This window comes from Duganella guangzhouensis (genome assembly GCF_009674535.1).
Classification (GTDB): domain Bacteria; phylum Pseudomonadota; class Gammaproteobacteria; order Burkholderiales; family Burkholderiaceae_D; genus Rugamonas; species Rugamonas guangzhouensis.
The window spans coordinates 255,113-276,565 of sequence record NZ_WKJK01000008.1 but is presented as its reverse complement, the minus strand read 5'-3'; the positions used below and the strand labels follow the sequence as shown (position 1 = coordinate 276,565).

The following is a 21,453-nucleotide window of genomic DNA, read 5'->3' as shown; positions in this document are numbered from 1 at the left end:
AGCCCTATCTGCTTCGGACCACCTGCGTCTTGAGCATTTGGCTGCGCTCATCGATATCAGTGCAGAAGAACTTTAAGGCGGGCCGCACAATTCCGCACATCGAGGCGTCAATCTTAATTGGCGCCAGTCGCCACCGGGCGGCTTGGGTGGCCTACCCATTCGCTCCACGAGCCGGGGTACAGCGCGGCGCCGGGCAGGCCGGCGATTTCCAGGGCCAGCAGGTTGTGACAGGCGGTGACGCCGGAGCCGCATTGCATGATGGCTTGCGATGCATCGCTGAACAGCGGCGCGAATTCGGTTTTCAACTGGGCCGCGTCCTTGAAGCGGCCGTCGGCGTTCAGGTTGTCCTTGAAGAAGCGGTTCTTGGCGCCGGGGATGTGGCCGCCCACCGGGTCGATGGTTTCATTCTCGCCGCGATAGCGGTCGTTGGCGCGCGCGTCCACCACGGTGCGGGCTTGGGAGGACAGATTGGCCACCACATCGTCGGCGCTCACGGTCGATACCAGCGGGGTGCGCTCGCTGATGGTGCCGGGCGTGCGGCGTTCGGCGTGTGTGACCATCGGCAGGCCAGCCGCCTGCCATGCCACCAGGCCGCCGTCCAGCACCGCCACCGCCGGGTGTCCGACCCAGCGCAGCAGCCACCACAGCCGCGCCGCGAACATGCCGCCGTGCGCATCGTAGGCCACCACCTGGCTATCGTCGCTGATGCCCCAGCCGCGCAGCGTTTCCAGCAGGGCGGCACGGCCCGGCAGCGGATGGCGGCCGAGGAACTTGCCGTCCACACCCACCTTGGCGCCGGACAAATCCGTATCCACATTGGCAAACTGCGCGCCGGCGATATGGCCGATGGCAAAGCTGTCGATGCCGGCGTTCGGGTTCATCAAGTCGTGGCGGCAATCGAGGATGACCCATTTCGGATCATTCAGATGTTGGGACAGGGTTACGGCGTCGATCAGGGTGGTATGCATGTACGGGTTCCTTAGACTTCGCTGGCGATGGGATCGGTATTGGCAACGGCCTTGCCTTTGTCGGTATTGCGCGTATTGTAGAACGTCGCGGCCATACCGGACGCGAGAATGATACCGATGCCGGCCCAGCTATGCCAGCTGAACACGTCGCCAAACACAAACACGCCCCAGACGCTGGAAAACACAATCCCGGTGTATTGCAGATTGGCCACCACCAGCGTGTTGCCGAGACGGTAGGCGCGGGTCATGGCGATTTGCGCGCTGGTGGCGCAGACGCCGATCGCCAGCAACAGCAAACCACTGCGCACGCTGGTGATCGGATGCCACACTGGCCCGTTGGCGCCACCGGTCAGGAACACGCCGACAATACCAGCCACCAGATTCATCACGGTGAAGTAGAACACCACCCGGTTTTCCGGCTCGCCGGCCAGGCCCAGCTTGCGCACCTGCATATAGGCCATGGCGGTGATCATGCTGGAGCTGAGCGCGATCAGCGCCGGGGTCAGCTGGTTGGCGTGGAAGGCTGGCCGCAGCAGCAGCGTGACGCCGATAAAGCTGCAGCCCACCGCCAGCATCAGCGGCCATTTGACGTCGCCCTTGGCATGCCACCAGCCCATGGCAAACAGCCACACCGCGATCCAGATCGGCGACATGTAGTTGAGGGTCATGGCGGTGGCCAGCGGCAGCTGGCCGATCGAGTAGTACCACAGCCACAGCGAGATCACGCCGATCACGCCGCGCCACAGGTGGGCGCCGGGCATCGAGGTACGGAAGGTTTCGCCGGACAGTTTGATGATGCTGCCGAGCGCGATCACGCCGACCACGCCCCGGTACATGACCAATTCGGATGTTGAGAACTCGGTGGAGGCCAGTTTGACGCACACCCCCATTACCGCAAACATGAAACTCGCAAACAACATCCAAAGTGACTGCATCGTGTTTAAACCTTATAAATCCATTTTTCTACTGTACCACTCATGGAAGTGTTGCATGCCGTCTTCCATCGGTGACTGATAGGGGCCGCCGTCGGTCTCGCCACGGTCGCGCAGGACTTTGCGGCCCTGGTCCATGCGCAGGCCGATTTCATCGTCCTCGATACAGGTTTCCATGTAGGCGGCGCGTTCGGCCTCGATGAACTCGCGCTCGAACAGCACGATTTCCTCGGGATAGTAGAACTCCACCACATTGCGGGTGCGCTGCGGACCTTCCGGCCACAGGGTCGACACGATCAGCACGTGCGGATACCACTCGACCATGATGTTCGGGTACAGCGTCAGCCAGATCGCGCCGTATGGCGGCGGTTCGCCGCCACGGAACTTCAGCACCTGCTCCTGCCAGTGCTGGTAGACGTCCGAGCCGGACTTCTGCAGCCCCTTGTGCACGCCCACCGTCTGCACGCTGTATTCCTTGCCGAATTCCCAACGCAGATCGTCGCAGCTGACGAAGTTGCCCAGGCCGGGGTGGAACGGCTCGACGTGGTAATCCTCCAGATAGACCTCGATGAAGGTCTTCCAGTTGTAGTCGCAGTTGTGGACTTCGACGTGGTCCAGCATATAGCCGCTGAAATCAAGGTCTTTGGTGACCGACAGCTGGTTCAGCGTTTCCATGACGTTGTAGCCATTTTGCTCGAACAGCAGACCGTTCCAGCTTTGCAGCTGGGTCTTGGGCAGGTTCAGGCAAGGCGTTTCAGGGAAATGCGGTGCGCCGATCAGATCGCCTTTGAGGTCGTAAGTCCAGCGGTGCAGCGGGCAGACGATGTTATTCGTATTGCCACGCCCGTTGAGCATCAGCGCCTGACGATGGCGGCAGACATTGGAGACCAGCTCGATGCCCTGGGCGTTACGCACCAGCATGCGGCCTTCATTCTCGGCGGCGAGGGTCGCGTAATCGCCGACATTCGGCACCATCAGCTCATGTCCGACATAACGCGGACCGGCTTTAAACAGTTGCTGCATTTCGCGCTGCAGTAGCGCTTCGTCAAAATAGACGTTAACCGGAAGTTGCGCGGTTGGCCGCGCTAGCTTGGCGTGGGTACCCAGATCGGACATCCAAACCCCCCTTAATTAAAATTTCAAACCAAGAAGAGACAGAATCCGTAAAGACGACCCGCATTTCGTATGCGTTGAGGTGGTATTTAGGACAGAACCGGCGATTATACCGTGTTTTACTCTTAGAGGACAGCCAGGCGTGCTCGTTTTTTGTGCAAAAACTTGTAATTCCAGCATGCTTGCTCAGCAAATGGGGACGAGTGCGATAAAATCCAGTGTTGGCCGCCAATGTTCCAACCGGATCAGATGGTTTGTTCTAAAATACCGGGTTACACTGCGCGGGCCTGTTAGCTGCCAAAGCGTGCCTAAGATAACTGAATGCCTATGTCTAAGAAATTAACTGCCGACGCGACCGCCGCCGCCCTCGCTCCCGCTTCGTTTGAAGAAGCGATGGCGGAACTGGCACAACTGGTCGCGCAAATGGAGGCAGGCCAATTGCCGCTGGAAGCTTCGGTGGCCGCCTATGCGCGTGGCTCGGAGCTGGTGAAATTCTGCGCCGCCCAGCTGGAAAAAGTGGAATCCCAGGTCAAGGTGCTGGAAGGCGAGATGCTGAAACCGTTCGTGGCCAGCGGCGAGGGCGAGCAATGAGCGCCGCCTTCGACGATTGGATGAAAACCGTGCAGGCCGGATCGGAAAACGATTTATCCGGTTTCCTGCCCGCCCCCGACGTAATCCCGACCAAGCTGCACGATGCCATGCGCTATGCGCTGCTGGGCGGCGGCAAGCGTGTGCGTCCGCTGCTGGTGTACGCGGCCGGCGCGCTGTTCGGCGTCGACGCGGCCACCTTGAGCCGCGCGGCGGCGGCGGTGGAAATGATCCACGCCTATTCGCTGGTGCATGACGACATGCCGTGCATGGACGATGATGAGCTGCGTCGCGGCAAACCGACGGTGCACGTGGCTTACGACGAAGCGACCGCGCTGCTGGTCGGCGACGCGCTGCAATCGCAAGCCTTTACCGTGCTGTCCGAAGCTTCCGGGGTGCCGCCGGCGCGCGTGCTGGCGATGGTGCGCCTGCTGGCCACCGCCTCCGGCTCGGCCGGCATGTGCGGCGGCCAGGCGATCGACCTGGATAGCATCGGCATCAGCCTGACGCTGGAACAGCTGGAACAGATGCATCAGCTGAAAACCGGCGCGCTGCTGCGCGCCTCGGTGGTGCTGGGCGCGCTGGCCGGCAAGGATCTCGACGCGGCCGAACTGGAAGCGCTGAACGTCTATGCGCGCGCCATCGGCCTGGCGTTCCAGGTGGTGGACGATGTGCTGGACGCCACCGCCGATTCGGCCACGCTGGGCAAAACCGCCGGCAAGGACGCTGCCGACAACAAGCCGACCTATGTCTCGATCCTGGGTCTGGAACCGTCGCGCGCGCTGGCGGAAAAATTGCGGCTCGACGCGCACGCAGCGCTCGCGCCGTTTGGTGAAAAAGCTTTGCGATTACGCGAACTCGCGGATTTGATCGTGCAGCGGAAGGCATAAATGAACTTGCTCGATAAAATAGATTCCCCGGCCGACGTACGCAAACTGTCGTACAGCCAACTGACGCCGCTGGCGCACGAACTGCGCGCCTACCTGCTGGATTCGGTCTCCAAGACCGGCGGTCACCTGTCGTCCAACCTCGGCACCGTCGAGCTGACGGTGGCGCTGCATTACGTGTTCAACACGCCGCAGGACCGCATCGTGTGGGACGTCGGTCACCAGACTTATTCGCACAAAATCCTCACCGGCCGCCGCGACAAGATGTCGACGCTGCGCCAGCTGGGCGGCCTGTCCGGCTTCCCCAAGCGCGACGAATCCGAGTACGACACCTTCGGCACCGCCCACTCGTCAACTTCGATTTCGGCCGCGCTGGGCATGGCGCAGGCGGCCAAGATCAAGGGCGAGCATCGTCACGCCATCGCCGTTATTGGCGACGGCTCGATGACGGCCGGTATGGCGTTCGAAGCGCTGAACAACGCCGGCGTGCAGGATGACGTCAACCTGCTGGTGATCCTGAACGACAATGACATGTCGATCTCGCCGCCGGTGGGCGCGCTGAACCGCTACCTGGCGCGCCTGATGTCCGGACAGTTCTACGCCGCCGCCAAGAACGTCGGCAAATCGGTGCTGCCGGCACCGGTGCTGGAGCTGGCCAAGAAGCTGGAAGAACATGCGAAAGGCATGGTGGTGCCGGCCACGATGTTCGAGGAATTCGGCTTCAACTACATCGGCCCGATCGACGGCCATGATCTGGATTCGCTGATCCCGACCCTGCAGAACATCAAGAACCTGAAGGGTCCGCAGTTCCTGCACGTGGTGACCAAGAAGGGCCAGGGCTACAAGCTGGCCGAGGCCGAGCCTATCCTGTACCACGGCACCGGCAAGTTCAATCCGGCCGAAGGCATCAAGCCGGCCGCCGCGCCGTCGAAGAAAACCTACACCGAAGTGTTTGGCGACTGGCTGTGCGACATGGCCGCCGCCGACAAGAAGCTGGTTGGCATCACGCCGGCCATGCGCGAAGGCTCGGGCATGGTGCGCTTCAATCACGAGTATCCGGACCGTTACTTCGACGTCGGCATCGCCGAGCAGCACTCGGTGACGTTTGGTGCCGGCCTGGCCTGCGAGGGTCTGAAGCCGGTGGTGGCGATCTACTCCACCTTCCTGCAGCGCGCCTACGATCAACTGATCCACGACGTGGCGCTGCAAAACCTGGACGTGACCTTTGCGCTGGACCGCGCCGGTCTGGTGGGCGCGGACGGCGCCACCCACGCCGGCAACTACGATCTGGCTTATCTGCGCTGCATCCCGAACATGGTGGTGATGGCCGCCTCGGACGAAAACGAATGCCGTCAGATGCTGACCACCGGTTACCACTACAACGGCCCGGCCGCGATCCGCTATCCACGCGGCGCCGGCATTGGCGCGGCCATCAAGCCGGAACTGACCTCGATTGAAATCGGCAAGGGCGAAATCAAGCGCACGGGCCAGAGCATCGCCATCCTGGCGTTTGGCTCCATGGTGGCGCCATCGGTGGCCGCCGGCGAGACGCTGAACGCCACCGTGGCCAATATGCGCTTCGTCAAACCGCTGGACGTCGAACTGGTGAAACAGCTGGCCGCCGACCACGATTACTTCGTGACCGTGGAAGAGGGTTGCATCATGGGTGGCGCCGGCGCCGCCGTGGCCGAGGCGCTGGCCGCCGAGGGCATCGTCAAGCCGGTACTGATGCTTGGCCTGCCGGACAAATTCATCGACCATGGCGATCCGGCCAAGCTGCTGGCCAGCGTCGGCCTGGACGCCGCCGGCATCACCGCCTCCATCAAACAGCGTTTTGCCAGCGGCGAACCACGCCTGGTGGTCAACAACGGCTGATTCCCCCCATTGCTCTAAAAAAATGTCCACCTTCGGGGTCAGACCCCGAAGGTGGACATTTTTCTTGTATGTATCGGTTTTGTGGCCTACATTGGTATAAACAGTTTATGCCGTTTATATTGCCATGTATGCATCCGCATCCCTGTTGGCCGGTTTGCTGCTCGCCTGTGGCGCGGTCTGCGCGCAGGTGCCGGAGTCCGGCCGCGCGCAGGAATTGCGCTACAGCGCGGAGGAGGTGGATGCCGGCATGGAGGAGCGTTATATCGACCGCACGGTCGATCTGGCGGCGGAAGGCAAGCTGGATGAGGACCGCGTGCTGCTGGCGCGCCTGCGCTACATCAGCACGGAATTGATCCGCGCCGCCGTCGCGCTGAAGCCGGAGACGGCGAACTGGCGTTGGGAAGTGCATACCACCAGTGATTCCGAAGTGGACGCGATCTGCATGGCCGGCGGTAAAATCCTGGTCGGCAGCGCCTTTGTGCGCCAGCTGGCGCTGACGGATGGCGAGCTGGCGACGCTGCTGGCCCACGAAGTGGCGCATGCGGTGGCCGAACATCACCGCGAAACCTTCTCCGAGGCGATGCTGCTGAACCGTCTGCCCAGCGTGCCGCTGGAGGTGGTAATGGCGCGGCTGGATAGCGATCTGTCGCTGCAGATCCGCCTGTCGGCGCTATCCAGCCTGCAGGAGTCAGAGGCCGATCAACTGGGCATGCTGCTGGCGCATCGCGCCGGCTGGTCGGCGGCCGATATCGTCAGCTTCTACCGCAAGCTGGCCGAGGGCGAGCAGGCGGCGCTGGTATCCAGCGCCTATCCGGCCAACGCCTCGCGCCTCAGCATGGCGCGCGGCATGGCGCTGCTGTTCAACGACGACTAATCTGAACGATTAACCTCGTTTGCGCTCGTGCTGCCACAGCACGTCGCTGCCGCCGGCGTAGCGGTTCAATACGCGCGACAACACGAACAGCAGGTCCGACAGCCGGTTCACGTACTGGCGCGGATGTTCGTGAATGGTCTCGGCCTTGCCCAGCGTGACGATGGCGCGTTCGGCGCGACGGCACACGGTGCGGCATACATGCGCCTGCGCCGCCGCGCGCGAGCCGGCCGGCAAAATAAATTCGGTCAGCGGCGGCAGCGTGGCGTTGTACTTGGCCAGCAGCGCGTCCAGCCGCTCGACGTGTTCTTCCTTGATCATCTGGTAGCCGGGGATGCACAACTCGCCGCCCAGGTCGAACAGATCGTGCTGGATGCTGACCAGTTCCTCGCGCAGATCGGCCGGCATGTCTTCGCACAGCAGCAGGCCGAGATGCGAGTTCAGTTCGTCCACTTCGCCGATGGCGACGATGCGCACGCTGTCCTTGTCGGTGCGGCTGCCGTCGCCCAGCCCGGTGGTGCCGCCGTCGCCGGTGCGGGTGGCGATTTTGGAGAGTCGGTTGCCCATCTTTTCAGCCTTTCGTATATCGGTGCAGGCTGGAAGAATACCGCAAAACGCGCTTACCAGGCGATGCGGCGGCTGTTCTGCTGGAAGATGGCGCTTTGGCCGGTGGCTCCCTGTTCGTCGAACTGTTCGAAATTCCCGTCCCGGCGCTGGCTTTGGCGCAGCAACGCATGCACCGCCGGCGGCAGTTGGAAGCAGCGGTCGCGGTCAACGTCAAGGATGTAGCGTGCGGCCCCCACCTTGAACATCAGGTAGGCGTGGTGGGTGCGCTGGTTGCGGAAGAATTTGTGCAGGTCGAACAAGCGATCGAAATAGTACGGATGGGCGACGATGCGCTGCTCCAGCGCGCGCAGGCAGTCGCGTTGCGGCAGGGCGCCCAGATCGGTGATGACGTGGCCATCGGCTTCGATATCGGCAAACAGCAGCCGGTGCGGCAACCGCATGCGCTCGGCCAGTGTGAACAACGCGGTTTTGGCCAGGATCTGGCCATCCAGGAAAGCGTGGCGGGTATCGCTGGGCGACGGGCTGCCCCACGGCAGGTCGATCAGCACGAAGATCGGTGCTCCTTCGGCCTGCGCGCGCCGCAGTCCCCTCAGCAGGGCCATGCCGCCCAGGATGAAATGAATGGTGATGTTGTGCAGTGTCGCCACACCTTGCAGCAGTTGCGCATGCTGGTCGCTCTGGGTGCTCATGCAGCAGTAGATGGTGCGCCTGGGCGAGGCGTCGGCCAGCGCCTTGATCAACACCGGATAGGCGCCATAGTGGCAGGACATGTACAACGTGGCGCCGCAATGCTGCAGCGCCGGTCCGTGATAGCGGTAGCGCAGATCCATGTCTGGATGGACCAGCAAGGTTTGCTGATAGCGCAGCCATTTGCGCAGATGGGCATAGGCGGTGCTGCGCGCCATGCCCAGCTTGAGCAGATTGGCCAACGCCATGACGGTGCGGGATTTTTGCATGGTAAAAAAAGCAAAGGCGGCGGAGCGCCTTTGCAAACCAGGGGCGAACTACAATCGGAAAAGCGGAAGATGCGGTGCTGCTTAGTATTCCATCGGCTCGCCGGTCGGGCAGGTCCAGTTGATCGCTTTCGGCGCCGATTCAATCTGGTCGAACACCACCTCCCGTACCAGGGCCAGTTTCTGTTCGAGGTAATCGCTCATTTCAGGTACGTTGTGCAGTACGAGGTCCATGCTGTTTCCTTCTGTTGTGTGCCTACTCTGATCAGTTTTCGGCGTCCCTGTGCAGGTTTCAAGCTGCGTTTGCGGTACGGTGTGCCATCCTCAGTAAAATCAGGCCGGCCGCGCCGCAGACCAGCACCGCCGGCAGCGAGGCTTCGGCGCCGAAGCTGCCGCCGGTCAGCCAGTCCGGCCCGTCCATGCGGCCGATCAGCAACCCATGCTGGGTGGTGCCGGACACCGCCACCGAGTACACCGCGCCCTGTACATAGTTCCAGGCCAGGTGGATGGCGGTGCATAGCCACAGACGGCGCGTCAGCATGTAGGCCGCCGCCAGCAGCAGACCGGCTTCGATGGCGATGGCGGCGGCGCTCAGCAGCGATGCTCCCGGATTGCCAAGATGGAGCGCGCCAAACAGCAGCGCCGACACCAGCAGCGCCGTCAGACTTCCCCAGCGCTGCTCCAGGATGCGGAACAGGATGGCGCGGAACAGCAGTTCTTCGGTGATGGCGTCCTGCAGATAGCGCGGCAGTTCCGCCGGCAGCGCCGACCAGTCGCGGTAGCCCAGGATGCGGTAGGCGTCGCAGCCAATCAGCAGCATCATCACCAGCGTGAAGGCCAGCGTGCCAAGCAGCAGACCGGCCGCGCATTCCTGTCCGGCGCGGTGCAGATCCAGCTCGCTGACGCGGCGCCGTTCCACCAGCCGCACGTAGGCGTAGTAGACCGCCAGCGACAGCGCGGTCCACACCAGCGGCTGTAGCTGGCGCCATGGCGCCGATGGTGCGCGTCCCCACAGCGGCGGCACCACATAGGCGGCGACGCCGACCAGGCACCAGCCCAGCACAATGCGCGCCCACGACTGTTGCAGCAGCTGGCCGCCCCAGTGTCTCAGTATGCCGGCGCCGCGCGCCGGTGGCATCGGCGCGCTGCTCATTCGGTCAGGAAGTCGGCCGACAGCGGACGCGCCGCCATCACGATCAGCGCTTCGCTTTGCATCAACGTCTCGTCCAGCTTGATGCGGATGCGCGACTGGGCGTCGGGACGCAACTGGCGCACGCCATCGCGGGTGCGCAGCTCAACCGCCGGCGCGCCGGCGAATTGCAGTTCGACGCCATTAAAGGTCGGCACGAAGAAGCGCATGGCGCCGGCGCTGGCGCGCATCATGGTGTTCATCTGGCGCACGCTGACCATCAGGCTGGCGTAGCTGAAGCTCAGTCCTTCCGGCACCAGTGGCCGGGCGCTGAAGGACAGCGCGGATTTCTCATCCGCCGTCAGGCTGGTGTAGATGACGGGATTGGTCTTCAGCCATTGCGGTTCGGCGTTCAGTTCGAAGTCGCCATCGGCGCTGACCGGCAGGCGCACGCCGTCCACCGTCAGCCGCACGGTTTCCGGCTTGATGGCGGCGTTGCGCGGTTTCATATTGGCGCGGATGACCAGATGGTTACGCTGCTCGGGCGGAAATTCATAGACCCGGTCCAGGCGGGTCAGCTTCAGCAGCGTGGCGTAGTCGGCCAATTCGCGTTCGGCTGCGCCGGCGTGCAGGCACAGGCAGGCCAGCAGCAGGGCGGGGATCAATTGGCGCATGGGGCATTCCTGGTCAGCGTGTGGTCGGTATGGGAAGCCAGCGTTTGCAGCAGTTGCGGCAGCTCCGGCACGGCGGCGTTGAAGATCGGCGCCGCCACCTGCAGCCTGGCCAGCCAGTCCTGCGCTGTGGCGGGCGTCACCGGCAAACGGGTTTGCAGCAGTTCGCCCAGGCTGGGTAGATACATCCAGTGTTCCGGCGCGCGGCGGATCTGGGCTTCGATGTCGCGGAAGATGGCGGCGGTGAGGGTGGCGATGTCGGTTTCCAGATTGCCGCTGCGTTGGATGGTCAGCGGTGCGCCCAGCCGCACCGTGCTGTCCAGCCCTTGGCCGGGGCAGCTGTAGCCGACCACCACGGTGGCCTCGCTTTTCAGCGCGAACAGCGCGGTGCCCGCCATGGCCGGCACCAGACGGCCGAAAAAGGGAACATACAGCGCGTGGCCGCTGATGTCGAAAACGTCCGGCATCATGGTCAGCGCTTCGCCGCGGCGCAGGACGCGCAGCGCGCGCAGTACGGCGCTGTCGTCGTTGAATAGCGTGTTGAAGCCGTAGCCCAGGCGCTGGAACAGTTCTTCGAAGCCGGCCGAACTTTGGTTCACCGACGGCGGGTTGTAGAAGGCGTTGACGGTTTTGCGGCGGCCGATTTGCTGGATCACCTTGAGGCAGCCCAGCTGGAAAGTGCCATAGTGCGGCGTGACGAAGATGATTGGTTTGTCGTTGTCGCGCAGTTGCTCCAGGCAGGACTCGCCTTCCACCTGGACGTGGCGCGTGATGAAGTCTTCCAGTTGCGCCGCGTCGAATTGGGTCAGATGCGACTGGATCAGGTGGAAGGCCCGCATCGAACGCCGGTGGCGGCCATATAGCTGCCGCCGTTCGCTGGCGGATAGCGCCGGGAATACTGATGCGATGGCGTGTTCGAATTGGCGCTGGCCTTCATCATCGGTCAGCAAGCTCAGTTTCAACTGCGCCTGGGCCAGACGCAAACGCCATTGCAGCGGCCATTCGTGCAGGGTCGACATGTTTATCCTCGCTGGGTAGGGAATGGTGAAGCGCTCCACGCGGCCAGTTGCGCGCGCGCTGCGGCGTGGACCGCCGGCGCCAGGCCGGCGCGCTGCCATGCATCGACATAGGCCGACAACTGTTTCAACTGGTCGGCGCGTTCCACCGCCAGATAGAGGTCGCTGGCGCGGTACAGCCAGGCCCAGGCCAGGCTCAGATCCGGGCGGGCGGCGGCGGCCTGCTGCAGATGCGTAGCCAGCCAGCCGGTGATGTCGGCAATGGCGCGGCCGGCTTCGCGCGGCTGCTGTGGCGTTAGCGGCAGTGATGCCAGCGTATTGTCCGTGCCCAGCGTGTACAAGGTGCCCAGGCCGAGGCAGCACAAGAGTCCCTCCAGCACCGAGCGGCTGTAGCGGGTGCCGTTGAAGTGCATCCAGGCGCGGGTGCCGTCGCTGCTGGCGTGCAGTTCGGGGAAACTGATATACAGCGTGTGCCGCGGCTGCGGGCCGCGTTTCAGTTCGCGCACCGCTTGGCCGGTGGTGAGCGTGGACACATGCTGCAGCCCGAGTCCCGCCATTACCTGATCCAGCATTGGATTGCCGATGACCGTCAGACGCAGTTCGCTTGCAGCCAGTTGTCGCAGCAGTTGCAGCGCCGGGATGTTGAACGGCAGGGCCAGCAGACAGGCATGCTGCGTCAGGCCGTGCTCCAGATCGCGCAGCAGTGGCGCTGGCGCGGCGGCCACGGTGCCGCTGGCCGGCCGCTGGTCACACAGCTGCTGATAGGCGGCAGCTGCGGCATTGGCATGGCTGAGCGCATCGTCCTGACTCAGCTTGAGGATCTGCTGCATGCCCTTCACCGCCAGCCGGGTGGTGTTGGCATCCACGCGCTGGCGCTGCTGGCGTTCGGTGTAGGAGCCGGGACGGCTCGCCAGGCGGGCGCTGTGGATGGCGAGACGCAGTTCGCCCACCGCCTTGCACAGCTTCAGCACCAGCATCGCGCAGGCCGAAGCGATCACGGTGGGCCACAGCAGTTGGCCCAGCAAACTCCATAGCGACCAGCCGGCATCGATCAGATGCGTGGTGCCGGCAGCCTGCAGGCGTTGCAGGCTGCCGCTCAGCGCGCCGGGCAGGGTCTGCGCCATGTGGCCCACCTCACGCCACAGGAAGCTGGCGAAGTACGCCAGATACGCGGTGCTCAGCGTGCCGTAGGTGAGCAGCAGCAGCGATGGCGGCGCACGGCGCGCGCGGCCGAACAAGGGCATCAGCAGATCGGCGCCGGCGGCGCGCACCTGGCGGTGCAGATTGTGCTGGCCGCTCAGGTCTGACAGCAGCCAGTAACCATCAAACTTGAACACCGGGTTGAGGGTGAACAGCATGGTGAAGGTCACCATCCAGATCAGTTTGAGCGCGCCGGGATCGCCGCTGTACAGCGCATACAGGTCGACCGCGATCAGCGACACGGACTGGAAATAGACGCCGCCCAGATCGACCACGGCGCGCTGGCGCCGCTGTAGCCGCCAGGCTTTGCTGACGTCCGCATACCAGGCGGGGAAAATCAGATACAGCCCGAAGCCAATGGCGCCGTGTGGACAATTGAAATAGCGGCATGCGGTGCTGTGTCCCAATTCGTGTATCAAGCCGCTCAACAGCAGCAGTGCGATCAGCGTGACGCCGCTGCTGGCCGACCAGCTGCTGTGCGCCGCGCGTAGCGCGTCCGGCAGCACGCAGGCGTGCACCATCAGGAATAGCGCGACCAGCGGCCACGCCAGGCGTGGCTGGAATAGCCAGGTCAGTTTTTCGGTCAGCACGCCGGCGCGACGTGGCGACAGCAGGTCGATACTGACGGTGAACGGGTTGCGGCGCGGCGTGGATGGGGTATCGGCAAACAGCGCTGGCGGCAGCGTGCGCTGGGCCAGGGCCAGCAAATCGGCGGCCGGCAGCGAGGCGCCGCTGTGCTGTTGATAGTGTTGTTCGAGTTCGGCCGCGTTGGCCGGAGATGCCTGCAGCGCGACGATCAGCGCGCGCGACTTGGCGGAAATCAGAAAATGGTGCTGCTCCACTTCGAGCAGAAAACGCTCCTGCTGACTGCCCGGCGCTGGCTGGTAGGGCGAGATCACGATACCGGTTTTGAGTGCGGGGATGGCGGTCATGGCGCGCTGTTGCGAGAGAGGGAAGAGGGCGGCCGGGAAGAGGGAAGCAGGGCGGGCATCCACCCTGCTTCCAGCGCCCGATTACTTGTCGGAGATCGAGCAGGTGCAGGTCCAATCTGGCGATTCAACGCCACTTGGCACGGCTTCCATTTCGAAACGGGCTTCCAGTTCTTCTACAACGAATTCCACTTGGGCGATGTCCATGTTTTGCATTTTGAAGCTCCTTTAAAGTGAAGGTTGGAATAGCTGTGAGATCAACACCTGGCTGCAGCAGTGGTTTTCCGTATCAGCTGGAAACAATAGTAAATCGATCATTATTTTTTGTCTATCGATATTTAATTATTGTTTTACGATATTTTTTACCGTTGTTTTTTTGTTATACGGCTTGACGTGCGGACATAAAAAAAGCACCGCCTGCGTGCGCGGGCGGTGCTCTTTGTGAACGGGATGCAGGGGTTAGAAGTCGTCGCCGCCGGCGCCTTCGTCGGCGCCGTCATCGGCGTCGGGACGCCATTCGAGGATGTCGCCGGGCTGGCAGGCCAGGCGTTCGCAGATCTTGCTCAGCGTGGTGAAGCGGATGCCGCGCACCTTGCCGGATTTGAGCAACGACAGATTCTGCTCGGTGATGCCGACAAAGGCAGCCAGCTCCTTCGACTTGACCTTGCGCTTGGCCAGCATCACATCCAGGTTGACGATGATGGCCATCAGATGAAGCCTTCGTTTTCTTCGCCCAGGCGGCGGCCTTCGTGCATGATGGCGGCGATCAGATAGAACAGGCCGCACACCAGCAACAGCAGCACTTCGTTGGAGGTGACGTCGAGCCGCACTTCGAAGCTTGGGTGGTCCGAGGTCAGATTCAGCGCGATCGCGCGCAACGGCCGTTCCAGGCTGGCCAGGCTGACCGACGCAAACACGGCGCCGGCAAAGGTGCGCAGATAGCCGATGGTGCGCGCCGCGAAGATAGCGCCACGTTGTAATTCATTCAGCGTCTGGCGCAGGCGGATCACGCCGAACACCAGGAAGCCCAGCGGCAGCAGGCCGATCACCACGCCCAGCAAGCGTTGCAGCGATGGCAGTTGCTGCATGTCGGCGACGGTCATCCCATCCGGCAGCACCTGCATGTGCCAGCCCAACGGCTGCAGCGGCACCGGCGCGCTCCAGGCCAGGATGAAGAACGAGACCTGCACCACCAGAAAAATCTGCAGCACCACTTGCAGCACCATGCACAGGTAGCGGATGTGATTCTGGGCGGGATGAGGGAATGCCATGGTGTTTATGTTAAAAGTGTCGTATTTCCAGCATTCTAGCGGATGTGGTGCGGACGCCTGTACAATCCTTTCACTGATTCCATCGCCAGACAGAGCGCCCATGCACAGCATTCACGCCGATCCCGCCGCCATCGCCGCGCGCCGCGCACAATTGGCCGTCGCCCTGCGCGCGCACTTGCCGGCGCGGGCCGTGCTGTCCGAACCCGAAGATACCCGCCCTTATGAATGCGATGGCCTGGCCGCTTACCGCCAACTGCCGATGATTGTGGCGTTGCCCGACAACGAACAGCAAGTGGTGGCGGTGTTGCAGGTTTGCCGCGAACACGGCGTGCCGGTGGTACCGCGCGGCGCCGGCACCGGTTTGTCCGGCGGCGCGATGCCGATTGCCGATGGCGTGGTGCTGTCCACCGCGCGCCTGAACCGCATCGTGCGCATGGATGCTTATTCGCGTACGGCGGTGGTGCAGCCGGGCGTGCGCAATCTGGCGATTTCGGAAGCGGCGGCGCAGCATGGCTTGTACTACGCGCCCGATCCCTCGTCGCAGATCGCCTGCACCATCGGCGGCAATGTGGCCGAGAATTCGGGCGGCGTGCATTGTTTGAAGTACGGACTGACGGTGCACAACGTGCTGCGCGTGCGCATGGTGACCATCGATGGCGAGGTGGTGGAGTTGGGCAGCGAGGCGCTGGATGCGCCGGGGCTGGATCTGCTGTCGGTGTTTATCGGCTCCGAGGGCATGCTGGGCATCGTCACCGAGGTGACGGTGAAGCTGGTGCCCAAGCCAGCCTGTGCGCGCGTCATCATGGCGTCGTTCGACGAGGTGGTGAAAGGCTGTCACGCGGTGGCGGCGCTGATCGCGGCGGGCATCATTCCGGCCGGGCTGGAGATGATGGACCAGACTTCGTCGCGCATGGTGGAGCCTTTTGTTAAAGCCGGCTACGACACCGAGGCCGCCGCCATCCTGCTGTGCGAGGCCGATGGCACGGTGGAAGAGGTGGAGGAGGAAATCGCGCGCATGTCGGCGGTGCTGAACAACGCCGGCGCGATTGCGATCGCGGTGTCGCAGTCGGAGGCGGAGCGGCTGAAGTTCTGGTCCGGCCGCAAGAACGCCTTTCCCGCCGCCGGCCGCATCTCGCCGGACTACTACTGCATGGACGGCACCATTCCGCGCAAGCGGCTGGGCGAGGTGTTGTCGGGGATCGCTGCGATGGAGCTCAAGTATGGCCTGCGCTGCGCCAACGTGTTCCACGCTGGTGACGGCAACCTGCATCCGTTGATCCTGTTTAACGCGAATATTCCGGACGAGTTTCAGCGCGCCGAAGCCTTTGGCGCCGAGATTCTGGCGCTATGCGTGGCGGTGGGCGGCACCATCACCGGCGAGCATGGCGTCGGCATCGAGAAGATCGATTCGATGTGCGTGCAGTTTGCGCCGGCCGAGCTGGAGGCGTTCTTCTCGGTCAAGCGCAGCTTCGATCCGCATGGTTTGCTCAATCCCGACAAGGCGATTCCCACGCTGCACCGTTGCGCCGAATTCGGCAAGATGCGCGTCAGTGGCGGTGCGCTGCCGTTTGCCCATCTTCCGCGTTTTTAACGATGACTTCCTACGCAGATTTTTCCGACCGCATTCGCGCCGCCAGCGCCGCTGGCACTGCGCTCCGCATTTGCGGCGGCGGCACCAAGGATTGGTACGGCCAGGCTTTGCAGGGAGAAGTACTGGACACGCGTGCCTGCAGCGGCATCGTTTCCTATGAGCCGACCGAGTTGGTGATCACGGCGCGCTGCGGCACGCCGCTGGTGGAGATCGAAGCGCTGCTGGCGCAGCATCAGCAGATGCTGGCGTTTGAGCCACCGCGCTTTGGTGAGGCGTCGACGACAGGCGGTGTGGTGGCCAGTGCGCTATCCGGCCCACGCCGCGCCAATGCCGGCGCGGTGCGCGACTTCGTATTGGGCGCGCTGCTGATGGATGGTCGCGGCGAAGCGTTGCGCTTTGGCGGGCAGGTGATGAAGAATGTGGCCGGCTATGACGTTTCGCGCCTGCTGGCGGGATCGCTCGGCACGCTGGGGCTGATATTGGATGTGTCGCTGAAGGTGTTACCGGTGCCGTTGCGCGAGGCCAGTCTGCGCTTTGAGATGAGCGAGATCGATGCGCTCAAGCGGCTCAACGAATGGGCCGGGCAGCCGTTACCGGTATCGGCCAGTTGCTGGCATCAGGGCGTGTTGACGCTGCGGCTTTCCGGCGCGGATGCGGCGGTGGTGGCGGCGCAGCGGCGGTTGGGTGGGCAGGTGCTGGAAGATGCGGAGAGCGCGGCGTTTTGGACCTCGTTGCGCGATCAGACGCATGCCTACTTCAGCGATGGCGTGTTGTGGCGCATGTCGCTGCCTTCGCATGCCAGCGCGCTGGTGCTGCGCGGCGAACAGCTGATCGAGTGGGGCGGGGCGCAGCGCTGGCTCAAGCTGGCCGCCGGTGGCGACAGCGGTGACGGCGATCGCGACGGCGGCGCGGCCGTGCGCGCGGATGCGATCCGGCGTAGTGTGGCGGCGGCAGGCGGGCATGCGACCTTGTTCCGTGGTGGCGACAAGGGCGTGGGCGTGTTCCATCCGCTGGCGCCGGCGGTGGCGGGCATACACCGGCGTTTGAAGCAATCGTTCGATCCGGCCGGGATCTTCAACCCAGGGCGCATGTATGCAGACTAATCTGGCGGATTTCATCAAGCATACGCGCGAGGGCGAGGAGGCGGAGGCCATCCTGCGCGCGTGCGTGCACTGCGGGTTTTGTACGGCGACCTGTCCCACCTATCAACTGCTGGGCGATGAGCTGGATGGGCCGCGTGGCCGCATCTATCTGATCAAGCAGGTGCTGGAGGGCGCGCCGGTGACGGACAAAACCCAGCTGCATCTGGACCGCTGCCTGACTTGCCGCAATTGCGAGACCACCTGTCCGTCCGGCGTGAAGTATGGGCGGCTGGTGGATATCGGCCGCAAGGTGGTGGAGCAGCGGGTGGAACGTCCGCTGGGTGAACGCTTGAAGCGAAAGGTATTGAAGGAGGGCTTGCCACGCAAGGCGTTGTTTGGCACGGCATTGCGCGCGGGGCAGATCTTCCGGCCCTTGCTGTCGCCTGCGTTGCAGGACAAGATCCCACAGCGTCAGCGTGCCGGGGTATGGCCATCGCGCGAGCATGCGCGCAAGATGCTGGTGCTGGATGGCTGCGCGCAACCGGCCATGGCGCCCAACATCAATGCCGCCACCGCGCGCGTGCTGGATAAGCTGGGCGTGCAGCTGATCGTCGCGCCCAAGGCCGGATGCTGCGGCGCGCTGCGCCATCACCTCAACGACCATGAGGCCGCGCTGGACGACATGCGCCGCAATATCGATGCGTGGTGGCCGTATGTGCAGGGCGGGCAGGGCGGCGATGCGGCGGTTGAGGCCATCGTCATGACGGCATCCGGCTGCGGTGCGACGGTCAAGGATTATGGCCATCTGCTGGCGCACGATCCCGCCTACGCCGCCAAGGCCGCGCATATCTCCGCGCTAACGCGCGACCTGAGCGAGATCATGCCGGAGTTCGAGGAAGAGCTGGCACGCCGCGCGCGGGTGGCCGGAGCAGGCCGCGTCGCCTACCATCCTCCCTGCACGCTACAACACGGCCAGCAGATCCGCGGCAAGGTCGAAGGCGTGCTGCGCGCCGTTGGCATCGACGTCGTGCTGTGCGCCGACAGTCACCTGTGCTGCGGCTCGGCTGGCAGCTACTCGCTGCTGCAACCGGAAATCTCGCTGCAACTGCGCGACCGCAAGCTGGCCAATCTGTCCGACACTGGCGCGGACACCATCGTCTCGGCCAACGTCGGCTGCACCGCCCATCTGCAATCCGGCACCGACACCCCGGTGCTGCACTGGATAGAACTGATAGACCGCGCCTTAAATTAAAGCCATCTGCGAGGTGCCGCCAGCCGGTGGCTCGTTGTGCAGCGTGACGATAGGCGGCAGAGAAGCCGCCGCCTGCCACACCGGCGCGGTATCGAAGCGCGCCACCCACGACAGCACCTCATCGGCCGGCATCGGCCGCGCAATACCGTAACCCTGCACCAGATCGCAGCCCAGACGCATCAGCATGGCGCCATGCTCGATAGTCTCCACGCCCTCGGCAATCACACCCAGGCCGAACGAACGCGCCAGACCAATCACCGCGCTCACCAGGTGCAGATCATCGCGATCCACCAGCATATTGCGCACAAAGCTCTGATCAATCTTCAGTATGTCGGCCGGCAGCCGTTTCAGATACGACATCGACGAATAGCCAGTGCCGAAATCATCCAGCGCAAAGCTGATGCCCAGCGCCTGACAGTCCAGCATGATGGCGCGCACATGGGCGATATCGCTCAACGCCGACGACTCCAGTATCTCCAGCTCCAGCATATGCGGCGGCACCTCCGGGAACTCGCCCAGAATCGCCGTCAGCCGCTCGACAAAATCCGGCCGCTGGAAATGCCGCGCCGCGATATTCACGCTGATAACCCAATCCGGATCGAACGCGCGCCACAGCTGCAACTGCCGCAGCGCCTCGCGCAGCACCCATTCACCGATATCGACGATCACATCGCTGTGCTCCACGATGGGCAGGAACTCGGCCGGCGACACCGTGCCGCGCAGCGGATGTTCCCAGCGCACCAGCGCCTCCATGCCAATGATGCGGCCCTTGCGCATATCCAGCTTGGGTTGGTAGTACAGCACCAGCTCATTGGCGCGCACCGCCGCCCGCACCTCGGTGCGGCGGTTATGGTGGGTGCGCACCTGCTCGTCCAGATCCGAATCGAAGAAGTGATGCCGATTGCGGCCGGTGATCTTGGCCTGATACAGCGCCTGGTCGGCGTGACGCAGCAGGCTGTCGGCGCTGATGTCATTGCCAGTGTAGACCGCGATGCCGACACTGGCCGACATGCCGACCGCCTTGCCATCGCACTGATAGTCGCGCGCCAGCGCCGCCATCAGCTTGCCGATCGCGTACTCGATGGCGGTGCGGTCGTTCAGCTCCGGCAGCAGCAGCACGAATTCGTCGCCGCCCAGGCGCGCCACGTAATGACGCTGGCCGGCAAAGTCGTGCAGGCGGCTTGCGGCCTGCTTCAGAATCTCGTCGCCCACCGCCTGGCCCAGGCTTTCGTTCACCCGCTGGAAGTGATCCAGATCGAACAGACACACCGCCAGCAGATAGTTGTGCTGACGCGCGCGCGTCACTTCCTGCTCGAAGCGCAGCGCCAGCGCCGCGCGGTTGGGCAGGCCGGTCAGGATGTCGTGATTGCTCTGCCATGAAATCTGCTGCATCAACTGGCGCCGTTCGGTCACGTCGCGGAACACCAGCACCGAGCCCTGCACCTCGCCGCCCGGCGTGCGGATGGCGTTGGCGGTGTACTCCACGGTGCAGATGCCGCCCATGCGATTGCGCAGGCTCTGGTTACCAACCTTGACCACCTCGCCGCCGGCGTAAATCGCTTTCATCGCCTTCAACAGCGAATGCTGGCCGAAGTTATTCGCCAGTACAAACACCTGGTGCAGCTGCATGCCGCGCGCGCGCGACTCGGCCCAGCCGGTGAGCTGCTGTGCCACTTCATTGATGGTGTCGATGCGCCCGGTCAGATCGGTGGTGATGACAGCATCGCCGATCGAAGCCAACGTGACCTCGATGCGATCCTTCTCCACCTGCAGCTGCTGTTGCGCCAGCAGGGTGCGGGTCAGCTGCGCACTCAAGTCGTTCTGACTTTGCTGCAGCTTGTGCACCAGCGCCTGTACCCGCTGCGCCATATTGTTGAAGGTCGACGCCAGCATGCGCGCTTCCAGGGTGCCGCTGACCGGCAGCCGCACATCATGGTCGCCGCCCTGGAAGCGGTTGGTGGCGTCGGCCAGGCGGCGCAACATGCGCTTGTTGGCGAAGATAATGATGGTCAGTAGTGTGTAGATGATGGCGATGTTGACCGCCGAGACCACCGCCTGCTGCAGCACATTGCGCCACACGCCGTTGAGCGGCCGCGTTGGTTCCAGCGACAGCACCAGCACCGCGTCGCCGATGTTGACGGTGCGGTTGACGGCGTTGATCGCGCAGAAGCGCGGGAACCAGTCCGGATACCGTGCCTCCATCCGCGCGCCGCGCAAGGCTTCCAGATGGCCGCCGGCATAGTCCAGCCGCACCGCGCCGACGTCGCCGTTGAGCACCAGCACCGACGACAGCACGGCATCCATGGCGTTGCGGTCGTGAGCGGCGAGGATGGGTTGCAGCGTGCGTTGCAGATGGTCGGCCAATTCATCGGCGTTCTTCTGGTAGCGGGCGCTCGCATGGGCGGTCTCGGAGCCCAGCATCAGGTGAAAGCGCACGCCGACCACCACTGCGATGATCAGGAAGATCGGCAGGAACAGCCGGGAGTACATCCCCATGCGCAGCCAAGGCGACAGTATTTTCCCCATCAAGGACATAGGCGGCTAATCGGCGCGGCGCG

Annotated in this window: 21 protein-coding genes; 7 read left to right on the top strand and 14 right to left on the bottom strand. The window is 63.6% G+C overall.

The genetic code is table 11. The annotated features are described in order from the left end of the window. Window positions 1-113: 113 nt before the first annotated feature. The 3 genes from GJ699_RS17245 to GJ699_RS17235 are packed head-to-tail and all read right to left on the bottom strand — an operon-like array spanning window position 114 to window position 3,016. Window positions 114-968, bottom strand: coding sequence for a sulfurtransferase (locus tag GJ699_RS17245; RefSeq protein WP_154378424.1), 855 nt, complete (start codon window positions 966-968; stop codon window positions 114-116). An 11-nt stretch (window positions 969-979) separates the two neighbouring features. After that, window positions 980-1,903, bottom strand: coding sequence for a DMT family transporter (locus GJ699_RS17240; protein ID WP_154378421.1), 924 nt, complete (start codon window positions 1,901-1,903; stop codon window positions 980-982). Window positions 1,904-1,915: 12 nt separating this feature from the next. After that, window positions 1,916-3,016, bottom strand: coding sequence for an aromatic ring-hydroxylating oxygenase subunit alpha (locus GJ699_RS17235; RefSeq protein WP_154378419.1), 1,101 nt, complete (start codon window positions 3,014-3,016; stop codon window positions 1,916-1,918). 324 nt (window positions 3,017-3,340) lie between these two features. Here GJ699_RS17235 and GJ699_RS17230 point away from each other — a divergent pair, with 324 nt between their 5' ends. From GJ699_RS17230 to GJ699_RS17215, 4 genes are all read left to right on the top strand, one after another. Next, a complete protein-coding gene (locus GJ699_RS17230) occupies window positions 3,341-3,604 on the top strand; it encodes an exodeoxyribonuclease VII small subunit (RefSeq protein ID WP_154378417.1) in 264 nt (87 codons plus the stop codon). Then, on the top strand, window positions 3,601-4,491 hold the full coding sequence (locus GJ699_RS17225) for a polyprenyl synthetase family protein (RefSeq protein ID WP_154378415.1): 891 nt from the start codon (window positions 3,601-3,603) through the stop codon (window positions 4,489-4,491). Before GJ699_RS17230 ends, GJ699_RS17225 begins: the two co-directional genes overlap by 4 nt. Then, window positions 4,492-6,363 (top strand): 1-deoxy-D-xylulose-5-phosphate synthase, encoded by a 1,872-nt coding sequence (gene dxs, locus GJ699_RS17220; protein WP_154378413.1) that lies wholly within the window; start codon window positions 4,492-4,494, stop codon window positions 6,361-6,363. A gap of 124 nt (window positions 6,364-6,487) precedes the next feature. Beyond that, on the top strand, window positions 6,488-7,237 hold the full coding sequence (locus GJ699_RS17215; protein ID WP_154378411.1) for a M48 family metalloprotease: 750 nt from the start codon (window positions 6,488-6,490) through the stop codon (window positions 7,235-7,237). 9 nt (window positions 7,238-7,246) lie between these two features. On the opposite strand, the gene GJ699_RS17210 is transcribed toward GJ699_RS17215, so the two are convergent. The 10 genes from GJ699_RS17210 to GJ699_RS17170 form a co-directional block, all read right to left on the bottom strand. After that, window positions 7,247-7,801: a cob(I)yrinic acid a,c-diamide adenosyltransferase gene (locus GJ699_RS17210; RefSeq protein ID WP_154378409.1), complete on the bottom strand. Its 555-nt coding sequence runs from the start codon at window positions 7,799-7,801 to the stop codon at window positions 7,247-7,249. 53 nt (window positions 7,802-7,854) lie between these two features. After that, the gene (locus GJ699_RS17205) at window positions 7,855-8,757 is read right to left on the bottom strand and encodes a hypothetical protein (protein WP_154378407.1); all 903 of its coding nucleotides are present in this window, start codon (window positions 8,755-8,757) and stop codon (window positions 7,855-7,857) included. Window positions 8,758-8,838: 81 nt separating this feature from the next. Beyond that, window positions 8,839-8,988, bottom strand: a complete 150-nt coding sequence (locus GJ699_RS17200; protein ID WP_154378393.1) for a hypothetical protein — start codon at window positions 8,986-8,988, stop codon at window positions 8,839-8,841. 58 nt (window positions 8,989-9,046) lie between these two features. After that, window positions 9,047-9,907, bottom strand: coding sequence for a CPBP family intramembrane glutamic endopeptidase (locus GJ699_RS17195; protein ID WP_154378391.1), 861 nt, complete (start codon window positions 9,905-9,907; stop codon window positions 9,047-9,049). Then, on the bottom strand, window positions 9,904-10,557 hold the full coding sequence (locus GJ699_RS17190; RefSeq protein ID WP_154378390.1) for a DUF2987 domain-containing protein: 654 nt from the start codon (window positions 10,555-10,557) through the stop codon (window positions 9,904-9,906). Before GJ699_RS17190 ends, GJ699_RS17195 begins: the two co-directional genes overlap by 4 nt. Then, on the bottom strand, window positions 10,545-11,573 hold the full coding sequence (locus GJ699_RS17185; protein WP_195763570.1) for a lysophospholipid acyltransferase family protein: 1,029 nt from the start codon (window positions 11,571-11,573) through the stop codon (window positions 10,545-10,547). Before GJ699_RS17185 ends, GJ699_RS17190 begins: the two co-directional genes overlap by 13 nt. A gap of 2 nt (window positions 11,574-11,575) precedes the next feature. After that, entirely contained in the window at window positions 11,576-13,702 is a 2,127-nt protein-coding gene (locus GJ699_RS17180; RefSeq protein ID WP_154378388.1) for a hypothetical protein, read from the bottom strand. Between the two features lie 81 nt (window positions 13,703-13,783). Further along, window positions 13,784-13,915, bottom strand: a complete 132-nt coding sequence (locus GJ699_RS34990) for a hypothetical protein (RefSeq protein WP_267877724.1) — start codon at window positions 13,913-13,915, stop codon at window positions 13,784-13,786. A gap of 243 nt (window positions 13,916-14,158) precedes the next feature. Then, window positions 14,159-14,407 (bottom strand): helix-turn-helix domain-containing protein, encoded by a 249-nt coding sequence (locus tag GJ699_RS17175; RefSeq protein ID WP_154378387.1) that lies wholly within the window; start codon window positions 14,405-14,407, stop codon window positions 14,159-14,161. Beyond that, window positions 14,407-14,970, bottom strand: coding sequence for a DUF2975 domain-containing protein (locus GJ699_RS17170; protein ID WP_195763569.1), 564 nt, complete (start codon window positions 14,968-14,970; stop codon window positions 14,407-14,409). Before GJ699_RS17170 ends, GJ699_RS17175 begins: the two co-directional genes overlap by 1 nt. Before the next feature lie 100 nt (window positions 14,971-15,070). On the opposite strand from GJ699_RS17170, the gene GJ699_RS17165 reads away from it, so the two are divergent. From GJ699_RS17165 to glcF, 3 genes are read left to right on the top strand one after another with little or no spacing between them, the layout of a single operon-like run. Next, on the top strand, window positions 15,071-16,561 hold the full coding sequence (locus tag GJ699_RS17165) for an FAD-linked oxidase C-terminal domain-containing protein (RefSeq protein WP_154378385.1): 1,491 nt from the start codon (window positions 15,071-15,073) through the stop codon (window positions 16,559-16,561). 2 nt (window positions 16,562-16,563) lie between these two features. Further along, on the top strand, window positions 16,564-17,664 hold the full coding sequence (glcE, locus tag GJ699_RS17160; protein WP_154378384.1) for a glycolate oxidase subunit GlcE: 1,101 nt from the start codon (window positions 16,564-16,566) through the stop codon (window positions 17,662-17,664). Continuing rightward, window positions 17,654-18,895 (top strand): glycolate oxidase subunit GlcF, encoded by a 1,242-nt coding sequence (gene glcF, locus GJ699_RS17155; protein WP_154378383.1) that lies wholly within the window; start codon window positions 17,654-17,656, stop codon window positions 18,893-18,895. Before glcE ends, glcF begins: the two co-directional genes overlap by 11 nt. Here glcF and GJ699_RS17150 read toward each other — a convergent pair. Then, complete coding sequence (locus GJ699_RS17150; RefSeq protein ID WP_154378382.1) at window positions 18,887-21,391, bottom strand: putative bifunctional diguanylate cyclase/phosphodiesterase; 2,505 nt, start codon at window positions 21,389-21,391, stop codon at window positions 18,887-18,889. The two genes, glcF and GJ699_RS17150, sit on opposite strands and share 9 nt — an antisense overlap. Window positions 21,392-21,453: the final 62 nt, after the last annotated feature.